Genomic DNA, 15,233 nt, shown 5'->3' on the forward strand with positions numbered 1-15,233 from the left:
AAGTAGGAGTTTATAGGTTGCCGGGGGAATTGTTCGAGTTCTTGCGCCGCCGGAGCTGCCCTGCGCAATCCCGATGCCCGGCGCTGGAGGTGCCTGCGCTCGGACACCCCACGCTTCGGATTGCTGCGGTGTTCCCGGCTTGCGGCATCTGAGTTCATCCAGGAGCTGTCAGCGCCGCGTTGCCGAAATCGCGCCCGGAACGACGGCCAGCGCGTCCAGCGCGCGCTGCAGGGCCTGGCCGTCTCGCACTTCCACGGTGAACACCATGTGCGCCAGCGATTGCTTGCTCTGGGTGTTCACGCCCACCACGTTCAGGCGCAGCCGGGCAAAGACCTCGGACAAGTCGCGCAGCAGGCCCGGACGGTCGTGGGCGCGCACGCTTACGTCCACCGGATAGAAGGTGTCGGCGGTATTGCCCCAACCCACGTCAATGATCCGTTCGGGCTCGCGCGCCGCCAGAGCCCGGTAGCTGGCGCAATCGGCGCGGTGGATGGACACGCCGCGCCCGCGCGTGACGAAACCGCGGATCGCGTCAGGCGGCGCGGGCCGGCAGCAGCGCGCCAACTGGGTCAGGAGCGACCCCACGCCCACCACGAGCACGCCGCTCTTGCCGCTGGCCTCCGCACTTTCGGCGCTGCGCGTGAATTTGGGCACGTGCGGCGTGTCCTCGGCCGGCACCGGCTGCTGGAAAGCGTCGTCGATGTGGCGCAGGCTGAACTCTTCCTTGGCCACCGCCACGTACAGGTCGTCGGCGCGCGCGAAGCCCAGCGTCTGCGCCAGTTGCTCCAGGTTGACAGCCGTCTTGCCCAGGCGCTGCAACTCCTTCTCCACCAGGGCCTGCCCCTGGGCGATGCGCTGCGCCAGCTCGATAGCGTTGAACCACATGCGCACCTTGCTGCGCGCGCGCGGGCTGGCCAGATAGCCCAGTTGAGGATTGAGCCAATCGCGCGAGGGGCCGCCCGACTTGGCCGCAACGATTTCCACTGTCTGGCCTGTGGCTAGACGCGTGTGCAGCGGCACCATCTGGCCGTCGATGCGCGCGCCGCGGCAGCGATGACCCAGGTCGGTGTGCAGGTGGTAGGCGAAATCGACCGGCGTGGACCCTTCGGGCAGCTCGATCACGCGCGCCTGCGGCGTGAGCACGTAGATGTGCCCACCCGTCTGAGCGGCCGCGGCGTCCTCCCGAGTATCCAGATCGCTGTTCCAGGCCAGCAGTTGACGCATCCACGATAGCTGCCGGTCGTAGTCGCTGGAGGCTGCCACCTGACCGCCCCTGGCCCCGGCCTCTTTGTAGCGCCAATGCGCGGCCATACCGTACTCGGCGAACTGGTGCATTTCGCGCGTGCGGATCTGCACTTCGAAGGGCCGCCCTTGGGCGTCAGTGACGACGGTGTGCAGCGAGCGGTAGCCGTTGGGCTTGGGACGCGAGATGTAGTCATCGAAAGCCTCAATCATCGGCATCCACATCTCGTGCACCAGGGCCAGCGCGGCATAGCAGGCGCGCACGTCCCCGACGATCACGCGCAAGGCGCGCAAATCAAGGAGTTCGGAAAAATCCAGCCGCTTGATGCGCATCTTGTTCCAGATGCTGTAGATGTGCTTGGGCCGGCCGTAGACCTCGGCCTCGATGCCGGCCTGCTTCAGGGCCTGGCTCAGGCGTGCGACCGCGTCGGCGATGAAAGCCTCGCGCTCGGCCCGTTTTTCCTCGAGCAGGCGGGCGATCTGCTTGTAACGCTCGGGTTCGAGAAAACGGAAGGACAGGTCTTCGAGTTCCCACTTGACCTGCCAGATGCCCAGGCGATTGGCCAGCGGGGTGTACAGGTCCAGCGTTTCGCGCGCCAGCTCGGGCGGGCACAGCGTCCTGGTCTCGGCATGCCAGCGCAGCGTCTGCAGACGCGAAGCCAGGCGCATCAGCACGATGCGCAGGTCGGCTGCCATGGCCAGCAGCATCTTGCGCTGCATTTCCTTCTGGTCGCCGGTCGCGGCCGTGATATCGCTGGCCTGCCGGGCTGCGACATTCAGGCGCAGCAAGGCATGCGAGCCGGCCAGGAGCCTGGCGGTCTGCGCGCCGAATTCGACGGCGACGGGATCGTTGCGCGCGTTGCCGGCCGGCAAGGCATCGGACGGCAAGGCGGCCAACAAAGCGGCTGCGCGGGTGGAGGCGTCGGTTTGCAGGCCCGCCAGCAGGCGCACGACGCCCGCGGCATGGCCGACCAGCGGTTCGCCGGTAAGCGCTTGCTGCGCCTGAAAGCGCGGTTCCGCCCAGGCGGCTGCCCGGGCCAGAAGCTGCACGCCATCCTCGTCCAGACCCGCGCCGGCCGCCTGCAGCCAGCTCGCGTCAAAAGGCGCGGCAAGCGGCGGGAAAGGCGAGGCGGACATGGTGAGATAGCTTAGAAAAAATGCAGCACAATTTAACACTCTACCGCAAAAAATAAGGCCGCCCGAAGGCGGCCCTACACCGATCAGGGCCGGCGCAATCAGACCGCGGCGGTGACGACGATCTCGACCTTGATGTCGGGATTGGCCAGGCGCGCTTCGATGGTGGCGCGCGCGGGCGCTGCACCCTCTGCGACCCAGGCGTCCCAGGCCGTGTTCATGCCGGCGAACTCGGCGATATTGGCCACGAACACCTGCGCCATCAGGATGCGCGACTTGTCGCTGCCGACCTCGGCCAGCAACTGGTCGATGGTGGCCAGCACCTGCCGGGTCTGGCCGGCGATGTCCTGCGTCGTATCCTCGGGCACCTGGCCGGCCAGATAGGCCACGCCGTTGTAAACGGCGACGTCGGACAGGCGCTTGCCCACATTGATGCGCGTGATATTGCTCATGAGATCCTCTGTGCGAAAAAAGTTGGGTGATGCTTGTTAAGGCAAAAACTGGGCGCCTGCGCGAAGTCAGGGCAGTGGCAATTCGAACACCTGGCGCAGATAGGCCAGATAGGCCGGATCATCGCACATGGTCTTTTCGGGCGCATCGGACACCTTGGCTACCGGCTGGCCGTTACAGCGGACCATCTTGATGACGATCTGCAGAGGCTCGTAGCCCAGGTCGTTGGTGAGATTGGTGCCAATCCCGAACGACAGCTTACAGCGCTGCGAAAAGCGCCGGAAAAGCTCGATGGCCTTGGGGAAATTCAGCGAATCGGAAAATACCAGGGTCTTGGTGCGCGGATCGCTGCGATTGTTGCGGTAGTGTTCGATCATGCGCTCGCCCCAGGTGAAGGGGTCGCCCGAATCGTGACGCGCGCCGTCGAACAGTTTGCAGAAATACATATCGAAATCGCGCAGGAACGCGCCCATGCCGTAGACGTCCGACAAGGCGATGCCCAGGTCGCCGCGGTATTCGCGGGCCCACATCTCCAGCGCGTAGACTTGCGAATCGCGCAGGCGCGGACCGAGCGCCTGGCAGGCCTGCAGGTACTCGTGGCCCATGGTGCCCAGGGGTAGCACGCTGTGGCGCCTGGCCAGCAGCACATTGCTGGTGCCCACGAAATACGGTTGCATCTGGTTCTTGAGGGTGGCCACCACCTCGTCGTGCCAGACCTTGGAAAAACGCCGGCGCGTACCGTAGTCGGCCAGGCGAAATTCGGCCAGCGCGGGATCATCCCTGACCAGGCCCATCTTTTCCTGCAGACGCCGGCGCCCCTCCTGCAGATCGGGATGGGGCCGGGTATTACGGAAATAGACCTCGTTGACGATGGCCAGCACCGGGATCTCGAACAGGATGGTGTGCAGCCAGGGTCCCTCGATCTCGATCGAGATCTCGCCCGGCGACTCGCCCTCGCGGATATCGATGCAGCGCTCGGGCATGTGATAGAGGCCCAGGAAATCGACGAAGTCGCTGGTGAGAAAGCGCAGGCCGCGCAGGTAGTCCAGCTCGTCGTCGGCAAACCGCAGCTGGCACAGGAGGTGAACCTCGGCGCGGATTTCGTCCAGGTAGGGCCGCAGGTCGGCGCCCGGCGTGCGACACTTGAACCGGTATTGAACTTGGGCGGCCGGGAACTGGTGCAGCACGACCTGCATCATGCTGAACTTGTAGAGGTCGGTGTCGAGCAACGAGTCGATGATCATGATTGCGCACACCTTAACATGGCCCCCGCAGGGGCCGCCGGGCGGGCGCAAGCGCGGAAGCGGCATATGCATATAACCAGGACACGCGCCTGCCTACTGGCCGATACGCCGGTGTCATTGGGTAAAATCCCGCCCATCCACACACGAATCAACGCCCTGCCCGGAGCCGTCTGCAATGACCCACGTCGTCACCGAAAACTGTATCAAGTGCAAGTACACCGATTGCGTGGACGTCTGCCCGGTTGACTGCTTCAAGGAAGGCCCGAACTTTCTGGTCATCGATCCCGACGAGTGCATCGACTGCGCCGTCTGCATCCCTGAATGCCCCGCCAACGCCATCTATGCCGAGGAGGACGTGCCGCAGGACCAGATCAAGTTCATCCAGATCAACGCCGACCTGACCTCCGAATTCACGACCATCAGTCGGGCCAAGAAGCCCCTGCCCGATGCCGACCAGTGGAACGGCGTGACCGACAAACTGCAGTTTCTCGAAAAGTAAGTGGCTGAGGAAAAATATACGCGGCAGACGGTCACCCATGTCCGGGCCTGGGTGCCGGGCAAGCTGTTCTCCCTGCGCGTGAGCCGCGATCCGGCCTATGCCTTCCAGCCCGGCCAGTTTGCCCGCCTGGGCCTGGCGGCAGAAGACGCGCACGACTGCGCGGCCCCACCCGGCCTTTGGCGCGCCTACTCCATGGTTTCGGCGCCGCACGAGGCGGAACTCGAGTTCTATTCCATCGTCGTACCCGAGGGCCAATTCAGCCCCCGGCTGGCCCGGCTGCGTCCGGGCGACGCCCTGTACGTCGACAAGACGCCCTTCGGCTTTCTCACGCTGGAGCGCTTTCCCGACGGCGAGGATCTCTGGCTGCTGGCCACCGGCACGGGATTGTCGGCCTATATGTCCATCCTGCGCGACCCGACGGTGCGGCGGCGCTTTCGCCGTGTCGCGCTGGTGCATGGCGTGCGTACGGCCGAAGAACTGGCCTATCGCGACGAGATCCAGGCGCTGGCCGGCCAGGATCCGGGCCTGACCTATCTGCCCATCGCCACCCGCGAAACGCTGCCCGGCATGCCCCAGGACCGCCTGACCACGCTCGTCGCCGACGGCGGACTGGAACGGCTGGCCGGCCTGGCGCTGGACCCGGCCCGCTCACGCGTCATGCTTTGCGGCAACCCCGCCATGCTCGCCGACGCCCGCAAACTACTGGGCGAGCGCGGATTTGCCCCGGGACGCCGCGGCATCCCGGGCAATCTGGCCGTCGAGAACTACTGGTAGCGCAGCCGCAGGTCGTATTTACGCAACGCCGGCGTGAGCGAAATACACATTACAAGTGATTGTTCTGACATATATTCTTAATATTTGGTCGATTCGCGCGTAATCAACGATGCGCCAAGCTCGAAAGAGCCGGCATTACCCGGCCTTGCGGAGACAGGAATAACTAATGCTGTATCAGTTGCATGAAATGCAGCGGGCGTTTCTGCGCCCCCTGGCCGAGTTCACGGACGCCGGCGCACAGTGGTTCACCGATCCCGCCAGCCCGCTGTCGTACATGCCGATTTCACGCCAGGTCGCAGCCGGCCTGGAACTGGTGCATCGCTTCGGCAAGGATTACCACAAACCCGATTGGGGCATCGATGAGGTCGATGTCGACGGCAGGCAGGTCGCCGTGCGCCCGACCGGCGTGCTGACCCGCCCCTTCTGCCATCTGGTGCATTTCGAGCGCGACCTGCCGGCCCGGCGCGCGCGCGACCCGCGCATACTGCTGGTGGCTCCCATGTCGGGCCACCATGCCACCTTGCTGCGCGACACCGTCCGTGCGCTTCTACCCGAGCACGAGGTCTACGTCACCGACTGGATCGATGCGCGCATGGTGCCGGCACTGGCCGGCCCCTTCCACCTGGACGACTACGTACGCTATGTCCAGGAATTCATACGCCATCTGGGGCCCGATACCCATGTGATTTCGGTCTGCCAGCCCACGGTACCGGTGCTGGCGGCCGTCTCGCTCATGGCCAGCTCGGGCGATGTGCAGCCGCGCAGCATGGTGATGATGGGCGGTCCCATCGATCCGCGCCAGTCGCCCACGCAGGTCAACAACCTGGCCACGACCAAATCTTATTCCTGGTTCGAGAATCAGGTCATCCACGCCGTGCCCGCCAACCATATCGGCGTGGGCCGCCGTGTCTATCCCGGCTTCCTGCAACACGCGGGGTTCATGGCCATGAACCCCGACCGCCACCTGAAGTCGCACTACGAGTTCTACCTCGACCTGCTGCGTGGCGACGACAGCGACGCCGAGGCGCACCGCCGCTTCTACGACGAATACAACGCCGTGCTGGACATGCCGGCCGAGTTCTACCTGGACACCATCCGCGTCGTGTTCCAGGAGTTTCGCCTGCCCAACGGCACCTGGGAGGTCGACGGCCAGCGGGTCAGGCCGGCCGACATCAGAAAGACGGCGCTGCTGGCGATCGAAGGCGAGCTGGACGACATTTCCGGCGTGGGCCAGACCCGCGCAGCCATCGACCTGTGTCGCGGCATTCCTGCCGCGCGCAAACATTATCACCTGGCTCCGGGGGCCGGCCACTACGGCATATTCTCGGGTCGGCGCTGGCGCGAGACGATCTGCCCCAGGATCGCGCAATTCATCCGCAAGTCGTGATCGATTCCACCCTGATAGACCGCATTGACGCGCTGCTGCCGCAAACGCAATGCACCCAGTGCGGCTATGAGGGCTGCCGCCCCTATGCACAGGCCATCGCCGAGGGCGCCGCGTCCATAGACCGCTGTCCGCCGGGCGGAGACGAGGGCATCGCGGCCCTGGCTGCGCTGCTGTCCGTACCCGTGCTGCCCCTGGACACAACGCGTGGCGTACACGGCCCGCTACTGACCGCCATGATCGACGAGGCGCATTGCATAGGCTGCACCTTGTGCATCCAGGCCTGCCCGGTCGACGCCATCGTCGGCGCCAACAAGCGCATGCACACGGTGCTGGCCGACCTGTGCACCGGGTGCGACCTGTGCATGCCGCCCTGCCCGGTGGACTGCATCAGCATGGTCCCCGCCGATCGGAGCTGGACGCCCGACGACGCGAGACGCTCGCGCCAGCGCCATCAGGCGCGCGCCGCGCGCCTGGCCGCCAGCAACCTCACACTGATGGCCGACGCGCCCGCGGCCGACACCGCGCCTGTCGATGCCTCGCGCGGCGCGCCGCATGACGCCGAGCGCAAGCGCAACGCCGTAGAATCAGCGCTGGCCCGCGCCCGCGCGCGCCGAGCCGGCGGCAAATAGCGCCGCAGCGCTGCAAGCCCTGGCGTGCATAGCGCCGAGCACCCGATCGAAATCCGCATATGAATAGCACCAAGCGCCGCGAAATTTTCGCCCGCCTGCAGGCGGCCAATCCGCATCCGCAAAGCGAACTGGACTATGCATCGCCATTCCAGTTGCTCATCGCGGTGCTGCTGTCGGCCCAGGCCACCGACAAATCGGTGAACCTGGCCACGCGCAAATTTTTCCCGCAATACGGCACACCGGAAAAGCTGGCCGCGCTGGGCGTGGCCAGACTCGAAGAATTCATCAAGACCATAGGCTTGTTCCGCACCAAGGCCAAAAACGCCATCGCTACCAGCCAACTCATCCTGGAACGCCACGGCGGCCTGGTACCGCAAAGCCGCGAGGCCCTGCAAGCCCTGCCCGGCGTAGGCCGCAAGACCGCCAATGTCGTGCTCAACATCGCCTTCGGCGAACCGGCCATCGCCGTGGACACGCACATCTTCCGTGTGGCCAATCGCACCGGCCTGGCGCCCGGCAAAGATGTGCTGGCCGTCGAGCTCAAGCTGGAAAAAGTGACGCCGCCCGAATACGCGCAGCACGCGCACCACTGGCTCATTCTGCACGGCCGCTATGTCTGCGTGGCACGCAAACCCAAGTGTCTGCAATGCGGGATCGCCGATCTGTGCGATTACAAATCCAAGACCAAAGCCTGACCTCGGACTGAGTCCGCTTCCTATGTAAAACCCTTCCCCATGTAAAACCCTTATGGAAAACCGGGAGCTGGATCAGCATACTCGCCAAGTTTTATATAAGAGTCGATTCACAACGACAAAGGCAGAGGACACATCACATGAGCGATGCGATCCTGGAGACAAAAAAGCTCACCAAGGAATTCCGCGGCTTCGTCGCGGTCAACGGCGTCGACCTGCGGGTAGAGCGCGGGGAAATCCATGCCCTGATCGGCCCCAACGGCGCAGGCAAGACCACTTGCTTTAACCTGCTGACCAAATTCCTGGCACCCACGTCCGGTTCCATTTTCTTCAACGGCGTTGACATCACCGGTGAACGCCCCGCGCAGATCGCGCGCCGCGGCGTGATCCGTTCGTTCCAGATCTCGGCCGTCTTTCCTCACCTGACCGTGCTGGAAAACGTGCGCATCGGCCTGCAGCGCAAGACCGGCCTGTCCTACCATTTCTGGAAAAGCGAAAGCGGGCTGAGCAACCTCGAAGGCCGCGCCCGCGAACTGCTCGACCAAGTCGACCTGGGCAGCTTCGCCGAGGAACTCACCCTCAATCTGCCCTACGGCCGCAAGCGCGCGCTGGAAATCGCCACCACCCTGGCCATGGAACCCGAACTCATGTTGCTGGACGAACCCACGCAAGGCATGGGCCACGAAGACGTCGACCGCATCACCCAGCTCATCAAGCGCGTGAGCGAAGGCCGCACCATCCTCATGGTCGAACACAATATGACGGTGATCTCGTCCATCGCCGACACCATCACCGTTCTGGCGCGCGGCGCCGTGCTGGCCCAGGGCAATTACGCCGAAGTCTCGCGACATCCTGCCGTCATGCAGGCCTACATGGGCACGACCGACGGCGAAATGCAGGGGGCACACCCATGAGCACGCCCGCGCTGCAGATCTCCGGGCTGCATGCCTGGTACGGCGAATCGCACATCCTGCACGGCGTCGACCTGCAAGTCGGCCAAGGCGAAGTCGTGACCCTGCTGGGCCGCAACGGCGCCGGCCGCACCACCACCCTGCGCGCCATCCTCGGTCTGACCGGTTCGCGCAAAGGCTCGGTACGCATCCACGGCACCGAGTCGATCGACCTGTCGACCCACAAAATCGCGCATCTGGGCGTGGGCTACTGTCCCGAGGAACGCGGCATCTTCGCCAGCCTGTCGTGCGAGGAAAACCTGCTGCTGCCCCCGCCGCTGGCCACCGCGGTTCCGGGCGGCGGCATGTCGCTGGCCGAAATCTACGAGATGTTCCCCAACCTGCTCGAGCGGCGCCATTCGCCAGGCACGCGCTTATCTGGCGGCGAACAGCAGATGCTGGCCGTGGCCCGCATCCTGCGCACCGGCGCCAACCTGCTGCTGCTGGACGAAATCTCCGAAGGCCTAGCGCCCGTCATCGTGCAGGCGCTGGCCCGCATGATCACCACGCTCAAGGCGCGCGGCTACACCATCGTCATGGTTGAGCAGAACTTCCGTTTCGCCGCGCCGCTGGCCGACCGCTTCTACGTGATGGAGCACGGCCGGATCGTCGAGCACTTCGACGCGTCGCAGCTCGCATCCAAACAAGATACGCTACATGAATTGCTCGGCGTCTGATCCGCCAAGACAATGCTCAAACCGCCGGTGATCCCGGCCCATAACCAGGAGACAGCATGAAACTACGCAACCTGACGGCAGCCCTCGCGACGGCGGGCCTGTGCCTGACCGGCCTTTCCGCGCACGCCGGCACCATGAAAGACACCGTCAAGATCGGCATGATCACCGACATGTCGGCCGTCTACGCAGACGACGATGGCCCGGGAGGCGTCGCCGCCATCCAGATGGCTGTCGACGATTTCGGCGGCAAGGTCAACGGCAAGAAGATCGAGGTGCTCAGCGCCGACCACCAGAACAAGGTCGACATCGCCTCGGCCAAGGCCCGCGAGTGGATCGACCAGCAGCACCTGGACCTGCTGATGGGCGGCACCAACTCGGCCACCGGCCTGGCCGAAGCCGCGGTCGCCGCGGAAAAGCACACGGTCTACATCAATACCGGCGCCGGCGCCGCCGACCTGACCACCACCCAGTGCTCGCCCTACACCATCCACTACGGCTACGACACGGTCGCGCTGGCGAACGGCACGGGCTCGGCCGTGGTCAAGAACGGCGGCAAGAACTGGTTCTTCGTGACCGCCGACTATGCCTTCGGCCATGCCCTGCAGCGCGACACCTCCAAGGTCGTCAAGGCCAATGGCGGCGTCATCAAGGGTTCGGTCAACGTGCCCCTGGGCACCACCGACTTCTCGTCCTACATGCTGCAAGCCCAGTCCTCGGGCGCGCAGATCCTGGGCCTGGCCAACGCGGGCGCCGACTGGGTCAACGCAGTCAAGGCGGCTGACCAGTTCGGCGTCACCAAGACCATGAAGCTGGCAACGCTGCTGGCCTTCATCAACGACGTCCATGCCGTAGGCCTGAAAGCCGCCCAAGGCATGTACCTCACCGTCGGCTGGTACTGGGACATGAACGACCAGACCCGCGCCTGGGCCAAGCGCTTCGAGGCCAAGGTCGGCCGCGCGCCCACCTTCATCCAGGCTGCAGACTACTCGTCGACGATGTTCTACCTGCAAGCCGTCAAGGCCACCGGCACCGATGATGCCGACACCGTCATGAAGTGGATGAAGTCGCACAAGGTGAACGACTTCTTCGCCCACGGCGGCTATGTGCGCGCCGACGGCACGTTCATCCACGACATGTACCTGGTGCAGGTCAAGACGCCGCAGGAATCCAAGAGCAAGTGGGATCTCTACAAGGTGGTCGCCACCCTGCCCGGCGAAGATGTCTTCACCAAGCCCGCCGATTCCCCCTGCAAGCTGCTCAAGCAGTAAATCGGCAATATAGCGACGCTGCCCCGCCGCGGCCCTTTCGATGGGCCGCGGCGGGGGTCTTCACGTAGGAATATCTTTTCACGATGATCACCCTCTTCGGCATACCCCTTCCGGCGCTGCTCGGACAATTGCTGCTCGGACTGGTGAACGGTTCGTTCTACGCCATCCTATCCCTAGGCCTGGCGATCATCTTCGGCTTGCTCAACGTCATCAATTTCTCGCACGGCGTCCTCTACATGATGGGCGCTTTCGTCGCCTGGATGGGCATGACCTATCTGGGCCTGAACTACTGGATCATGCTGATCTTCGCTCCCATCGTGGTCGGCGTGGTCGGCATGCTCATCGAGCGGCTGCTGCTCAAGCGCATCGCCAAGCTCGACCATCTCTACGGCCTGTTGCTCACATTCGGTCTGGCGCTGCTCATCGAAGGCCTGTTCCGCAGCGTCTACGGCGTCTCGGGCCAGCGCTTCCCCACGCCCGCCTCGCTTGACGGCGTCATGGACCTGGGCTTCATGTACCTGCCCACCTATCGGGGCTGGGTGGTGGTGGCCTCGCTGCTGGTCTGCCTAGTCACCTGGTTCGTCATCGAGCGCACGCGTCTGGGTTCGATGCTGCGCGCCGCCACCGAAAACCCCAAGCTGGTCGAGGCCTTCGGCGTCAACGTGCCGCTCATGGTCACCCTGACCTACGGCTTCGGCGTAGCGCTGGCGGGTTTTGCCGGCGTGCTGGCCGCCCCGATGCTGCAGGTTTCGTCGCTCATGGGGTCGAACATCATCATCGTGGTGTTCGCCGTGGTGGTGATCGGCGGCATGGGTTCCATACTGGGATCCATCGTCACCGGCCTGGGGCTGGGCATCATCGAAGGCCTGGCCAAGGTCTTCTGGCCCGAGGCTTCCACCACCGTCGTTTTCGTCATCATGGCCATCGTGCTGCTGTTCCGCCCCGCCGGACTCTTCGGGAAAGAAAAATGAACCGCCAACTCCTGGCCTATGTGCTGGCGGCCATCGTAGTGGCCATCCTGCCCTACCTGGGCGTCTATCCGATCTTCATGATGCAGGTCATGTGCTATGCCCTGTTTGCCTGCGCTTTCAACCTGCTGCTGGGCTATACGGGCTTTCTGTCCTTCGGCCACGCGGCTTTCCTGGGCCTGGCGGGCTACACCACGGGCTATGTGCTCAAGACCTGGGGCGTGCCCACCGAGGTCGGCATCCTGGCCGGCACCGCCGCGGCCGCGCTGCTCGGCCTGGTCATGGGCCTTCTGGCCATCCGGCGCAGCGGCATCTACTTCGCCATGATCACTCTGGCCATCGCGCAGATGGTGTACTTCTTTTTCCTGCAGGCCGATTTCACCGGCGGCGAAAACGGCATGCAGCAGATCCCGCGCGGCAAGGCGCTGGGCTTTATCGACCTGTCCGTCGACCTGCACCTGTACTACCTGGTGATGATCGTGTTCATCATCGGCTTCGTCATCATCTGGCGCGCGGTGCATTCGCCCTTCGGCCAGGTGCTCAAGGCCCTGCGCGAGAACGAGCCGCGCGTCATTTCCCTGGGCTACGACGTCGATCGCTTCAAGCTGCTCGCCTTCGTGCTCTCGGCCACGCTGGCCGGCCTGGCCGGCGCCACCAAGGCGCTGGTGTTCAACTCGGCGTCCCTGTCCGATGCCGATTGGCGCATGTCGGGCCTGGTCATCCTCATGACGCTCATCGGCGGCATGGGCACGCTGATAGGTCCCGTCCTGGGCGCGTTCATCGTGGTGGCGCTGGAAAACCAGATCGGCACCTTCGGCGCTTTCATGGCCCAGATCACCCACATCGCTTGGTTCAACACGCTCGGCGATTCGGTCACCATCGTGATCGGCCTGATCTTCGTGGTTTGCGTACTGGCCTTTCGCCGCGGCATCGTGGGCGAAATACTGGCCTGGCGAAAGCGCCGCCAAACTGTATAGGGCGGTCCCGCCGCGTCCTGGAGTATTCTGTGAATGCACGGCCGCGCGGTTCGCGCGGCTTTTTCATGCCGCCAGGCCGCCCCAATGCAACCGGGTCCCGAGGGGAGAAGCACGCCCCGAAGGGCGCAGTGCGGGGCCGTTTCCCTTCGTACACGCCAGGACACTTGATGGACGCCTTGTTCTACCACGATGGTCAATGGACCACCGAAAACCCCAAACTGCTGGGCCCCGCCGACCACGCCTTCTGGATGGCCAGCATGGTCTTCGACGGCGCCCGCGCCTTCGACGGCCTGACCCCGGACCTGGATCTGCATTGCCAGCGCGTGATCCGCTCGGCCAAAAAAATGCTGATGGAACCCCAGATCGGCTGGGAAGAAGTGCAGCAACTGGCACTCGATGCCGTGGCCAGGTTCCCGGCCGGCACGGCGCTCTACATCAAGCCCATGTTCTTCTGCGCCGACGGATTCCTGCTGCCCGAGGCGTCCAAAACCAAGTTCGTGCTGCACGTCTTCAAGGCTCCCATGCCCGGCACCGAGGGTTTCGCGGCCATGACGCAGAATCAGTACGCCCGAGCCTGGCCCAGCATGGCGCCGACCGACGCCAAGGCTTCCTGCCTGTATCCCAACGGCCAGCGCGCCACCAAGGAGGCCAACACCGCCGGCTTCGATACGGCCGTCATGCTCGACGGCGACGGCAATGTGGCCGAATTCGCCAGCAGCAATCTGTGGATCGCCAAGGACGGCAAGATCGCGACGCCGGCCGCCAACGGCACTTTCCTCTCCGGCATCACACGCATGCGCGTGCTGACCCTGCTGCGCGAGCATGGCGCCGACGTACAGGAACGCACCATCGCGCTGGATGAAGTGAAGCACGCGGATGAAGTGTTCTCCACCGGCAACTACGGCAAGGTGATCCACGTCAACCGCCTGGACGACCGCAAGCTTGCGTATGGTCCGGCGGCGCAATTGGCGCATAAGCTGTATATGGATTATGCGAAGTCTACGGGTGCGCAGCGTTGAATCGGTTTTGATTCGTGTGCGCAGCGTTCTTTAAGCCGTTTGCCGCGTGGGGCGTATGGGCCGACCAGGCCGACCCCTACGCCCCACGCCCAGCGCGGCAAACTCGCATCGAGAATTAACGGCATACGGACGACAACACGCCGTGCAATCTCATCGATGCAATGAAATGCGGCCGATGAACCGAGATGCTACGCGTTGCGGTCGACGCCTCAAGAGTTCAAATCAACTTCCACCCTGCCTATGCGCCATGAGCCAATCGATCATGGCGCGCACTTTCAGCGGCAGAAAGCGGTTCTGCGGATAGAGCAGCCACACCGGGCCGCTGTAGGCCCTCGGCTCGAATGACCACTCGCGCAGGACTTGCACCAGTTCGCCCTCGCGCAAGGCATCGGCGACCGCGAACTCGGGCAGGCTGGCGATACCCCAGCCCGCCAGCGCGGCTTCACGGCGTGTTTCCACGTCGTTCACGATATAGCGGCCTCCAACCTCCACGGTGTGCGCTTGGTCGCCGCGATGGAAGGTCCACCGGTTGTCGCCTGCATGGTCTCCGATATAAAGGCAATTGTGCTGTCGCAGCGCCTGCGGATGATCGGGCATGCCATGTTCGCTCAGATAGGCGAACGAGGCGCAAGTCATCCAGCGCACGGTGCCGAGCCGGCGCGCGACCAGGCCCTGCGGCGGGGCCGATGTCATCCTGAGTGCCAAATCCACCGGATCGCGCACCGGGTCGATTTCGCCGTCGTCAAAAAGCAGCTGGACGCCGACTTGCGGATGCGCGCGCAGGAATCCATCCATCAGCGGATGCACCACGCTCTTGGCATAGGCGATCGGCGCGCTGATGCTGACTTGTCCGCGTACCTGCTCGCTCAGGTGTCCGGCCACGTCGACGGCATCGGTCGCGGCCTCCACCATGTTCTGGCAGTGGCGATAAACCTGCGTGCCCGACTCCGTCAGGCGGATGCTGCGGGTCGAGCGCTCCAGCAGCCGCGTGCCGAGCGCACGCTCCAGTCGTTGCATCTGCCGGCTCACGGTCGAGGGCGTGGTGCCCAGCAACCGCGCAGCGGTCGAGAAATTGCCAGTCTCGACAACGCGCGCAAAGGTGGCCAAATCGGGAAGCAGGGACAGCAATTCGCTGGGAATCATCGGAAATACCGCCTGGGCCTATACATGGACGATGTGATCTGGGCGTGATGCATCCTATTTGTGCATATAAAGCATAAATATCATGCATAAAAACCCAATTATCACCATCATAAACATGAATGACAATGCAATCCTGTCTCGCGGCAGTGCCGTGTCCGCCACCCGTATTCGTCATCGCAG

The 15,233-nt window shown here is 64.1% G+C and carries 15 protein-coding genes; 11 read left to right on the plus strand and 4 right to left on the minus strand.

Annotated features, from left to right (window positions below):
• Positions 1–168: 168 nt before the first annotated feature.
• The 3 genes from H143_RS0100610 to pncB all read right to left on the minus strand — a co-directional run bounded on the left by H143_RS0100610 (position 169) and on the right by pncB (position 4,070).
• Positions 169–2,379, minus strand: a complete 2,211-nt coding sequence (locus H143_RS0100610) for a bifunctional (p)ppGpp synthetase/guanosine-3',5'-bis(diphosphate) 3'-pyrophosphohydrolase (protein WP_019936284.1) — start codon at positions 2,377–2,379, stop codon at positions 169–171.
• 98 nt (positions 2,380–2,477) lie between these two features.
• Positions 2,478–2,828 carry a RidA family protein gene (locus H143_RS0100615; protein ID WP_019936285.1) on the minus strand — a complete coding sequence of 117 codons (351 nt, stop codon included), beginning with the start codon at positions 2,826–2,828 and terminating at the stop codon, positions 2,478–2,480.
• A 66-nt stretch (positions 2,829–2,894) separates the two neighbouring features.
• Positions 2,895–4,070, minus strand: coding sequence for a nicotinate phosphoribosyltransferase (gene pncB, locus H143_RS0100620; RefSeq protein WP_019936286.1), 1,176 nt, complete (start codon positions 4,068–4,070; stop codon positions 2,895–2,897).
• A 175-nt stretch (positions 4,071–4,245) separates the two neighbouring features.
• Here pncB and fdxA point away from each other — a divergent pair, with 175 nt between their 5' ends.
• From fdxA to H143_RS0100675, 11 genes are all read left to right on the plus strand, one after another.
• Positions 4,246–4,569 (plus strand): ferredoxin FdxA, encoded by a 324-nt coding sequence (gene fdxA / locus H143_RS0100625; protein ID WP_019936287.1) that lies wholly within the window; start codon positions 4,246–4,248, stop codon positions 4,567–4,569.
• Positions 4,570–5,343, plus strand: a complete 774-nt coding sequence (locus H143_RS0100630; RefSeq protein ID WP_019936288.1) for a ferredoxin--NADP reductase — start codon at positions 4,570–4,572, stop codon at positions 5,341–5,343.
• Between the two features lie 166 nt (positions 5,344–5,509).
• Complete coding sequence (locus tag H143_RS0100635) at positions 5,510–6,730, plus strand: polyhydroxyalkanoate depolymerase (RefSeq protein ID WP_019936289.1); 1,221 nt, start codon at positions 5,510–5,512, stop codon at positions 6,728–6,730.
• The gene (rsxB, locus tag H143_RS0100640) at positions 6,727–7,359 is read left to right on the plus strand and encodes an electron transport complex subunit RsxB (RefSeq protein WP_019936290.1); all 633 of its coding nucleotides are present in this window, start codon (positions 6,727–6,729) and stop codon (positions 7,357–7,359) included. Before H143_RS0100635 ends, rsxB begins: the two co-directional genes overlap by 4 nt.
• Positions 7,360–7,418: 59 nt before the next feature.
• Positions 7,419–8,054 carry an endonuclease III gene (gene nth, locus H143_RS0100645; RefSeq protein ID WP_019936291.1) on the plus strand — a complete coding sequence of 212 codons (636 nt, stop codon included), beginning with the start codon at positions 7,419–7,421 and terminating at the stop codon, positions 8,052–8,054.
• A 137-nt stretch (positions 8,055–8,191) separates the two neighbouring features.
• Entirely contained in the window at positions 8,192–8,965 is a 774-nt protein-coding gene (locus H143_RS0100650; protein WP_019936292.1) for an ABC transporter ATP-binding protein, read from the plus strand.
• The gene (locus tag H143_RS0100655; RefSeq protein ID WP_019936293.1) at positions 8,962–9,678 is read left to right on the plus strand and encodes an ABC transporter ATP-binding protein; all 717 of its coding nucleotides are present in this window, start codon (positions 8,962–8,964) and stop codon (positions 9,676–9,678) included. Before H143_RS0100650 ends, H143_RS0100655 begins: the two co-directional genes overlap by 4 nt.
• Before the next feature lie 56 nt (positions 9,679–9,734).
• Positions 9,735–10,946 (plus strand): ABC transporter substrate-binding protein, encoded by a 1,212-nt coding sequence (locus H143_RS0100660; RefSeq protein ID WP_019936294.1) that lies wholly within the window; start codon positions 9,735–9,737, stop codon positions 10,944–10,946.
• A gap of 83 nt (positions 10,947–11,029) precedes the next feature.
• A complete protein-coding gene (locus H143_RS0100665) occupies positions 11,030–11,917 on the plus strand; it encodes a branched-chain amino acid ABC transporter permease (protein WP_019936295.1) in 888 nt (295 codons plus the stop codon).
• Positions 11,914–12,891 (plus strand): branched-chain amino acid ABC transporter permease, encoded by a 978-nt coding sequence (locus H143_RS0100670; RefSeq protein WP_019936296.1) that lies wholly within the window; start codon positions 11,914–11,916, stop codon positions 12,889–12,891. The genes H143_RS0100665 and H143_RS0100670 overlap by 4 nt, the downstream gene beginning before the upstream one ends.
• 167 nt (positions 12,892–13,058) lie before the next feature.
• Positions 13,059–13,910 carry a branched-chain amino acid aminotransferase gene (locus H143_RS0100675; protein ID WP_019936297.1) on the plus strand — a complete coding sequence of 284 codons (852 nt, stop codon included), beginning with the start codon at positions 13,059–13,061 and terminating at the stop codon, positions 13,908–13,910.
• 222 nt (positions 13,911–14,132) lie between these two features.
• Here the strand turns inward: H143_RS0100675 and H143_RS0100680 are convergent, their stop codons facing one another.
• Positions 14,133–15,053, minus strand: coding sequence for a LysR family transcriptional regulator (locus H143_RS0100680; RefSeq protein WP_019936298.1), 921 nt, complete (start codon positions 15,051–15,053; stop codon positions 14,133–14,135).
• Positions 15,054–15,233 lie beyond the last annotated feature (180 nt).

Origin of the sequence: Bordetella sp. FB-8 (genome assembly GCF_000382185.1) — a bacterium.
GTDB lineage: Bacteria > Pseudomonadota > Gammaproteobacteria > Burkholderiales > Burkholderiaceae_B > Bordetella.

What these genes read in the sequence shown, in the direction of transcription:
- H143_RS0100610 (WP_019936284.1), bottom strand. Translation starts at nt 2,379, where the DNA reads ATGTCCGCCTCGCCTTTCCCGCCGCTTGCCGCGCCTTTTGACGCGAGC.
- H143_RS0100615 (WP_019936285.1), bottom strand. Translation starts at nt 2,828, where the DNA reads ATGAGCAATATCACGCGCATCAATGTGGGCAAGCGCCTGTCCGACGTC.
- pncB (WP_019936286.1), bottom strand. Translation starts at nt 4,070, where the DNA reads ATGATCATCGACTCGTTGCTCGACACCGACCTCTACAAGTTCAGCATG.
- fdxA (WP_019936287.1), top strand. Translation starts at nt 4,246, where the DNA reads ATGACCCACGTCGTCACCGAAAACTGTATCAAGTGCAAGTACACCGAT.
- H143_RS0100635 (WP_019936289.1), top strand. Translation starts at nt 5,510, where the DNA reads ATGCTGTATCAGTTGCATGAAATGCAGCGGGCGTTTCTGCGCCCCCTG.
- nth (WP_019936291.1), top strand. Translation starts at nt 7,419, where the DNA reads ATGAATAGCACCAAGCGCCGCGAAATTTTCGCCCGCCTGCAGGCGGCC.
- H143_RS0100650 (WP_019936292.1), top strand. Translation starts at nt 8,192, where the DNA reads ATGAGCGATGCGATCCTGGAGACAAAAAAGCTCACCAAGGAATTCCGC.
- H143_RS0100655 (WP_019936293.1), top strand. Translation starts at nt 8,962, where the DNA reads ATGAGCACGCCCGCGCTGCAGATCTCCGGGCTGCATGCCTGGTACGGC.
- H143_RS0100660 (WP_019936294.1), top strand. Translation starts at nt 9,735, where the DNA reads ATGAAACTACGCAACCTGACGGCAGCCCTCGCGACGGCGGGCCTGTGC.
- H143_RS0100665 (WP_019936295.1), top strand. Translation starts at nt 11,030, where the DNA reads ATGATCACCCTCTTCGGCATACCCCTTCCGGCGCTGCTCGGACAATTG.
- H143_RS0100670 (WP_019936296.1), top strand. Translation starts at nt 11,914, where the DNA reads ATGAACCGCCAACTCCTGGCCTATGTGCTGGCGGCCATCGTAGTGGCC.
- H143_RS0100675 (WP_019936297.1), top strand. Translation starts at nt 13,059, where the DNA reads ATGGACGCCTTGTTCTACCACGATGGTCAATGGACCACCGAAAACCCC.
- H143_RS0100680 (WP_019936298.1), bottom strand. Translation starts at nt 15,053, where the DNA reads ATGATTCCCAGCGAATTGCTGTCCCTGCTTCCCGATTTGGCCACCTTT.